The sequence below is a fragment of the Pseudomonas putida genome (assembly GCF_030159595.1).
Taxonomy (GTDB): Bacteria; Pseudomonadota; Gammaproteobacteria; order Pseudomonadales; family Pseudomonadaceae; genus Aquipseudomonas; species Aquipseudomonas putida_AC.
Map to the genome: position 1 here is coordinate 1 of NZ_BSKJ01000063.1, position 236 is coordinate 236.

Annotated in this window: 1 protein-coding gene; it reads right to left on the minus strand. The window is 61.4% G+C overall.

The window, feature by feature from the left end; translation table 11 throughout:
• Positions 1 to 236 (minus strand): hypothetical protein (locus QQL85_RS26535; protein WP_284357340.1); only part of this gene is annotated, 236 nt, incomplete at both ends.

Sequence of the window (236 nt, forward strand, 5' to 3'; positions counted from 1 at the left end):
AGGTCGTGGTCCAGCGCCTGATTGATGTGCACGGTGAAGGTCGGTTTGACGTTCTCGGCCACCGACGTCTGGTCAGCGGTGATGGTAACCAGTACCAGGTCGCCCTGGTTGCCAGTGCCCGGAGTACCCGAGCCTGGTTCGTCGGTCACGGTAGTGGTGACCGGCGCCTTGTCCAGGGTCAGTTGCTCGAACTTGCCGACGTCGTCACCGCTGACCGAAGCGATCGATTTGATCAC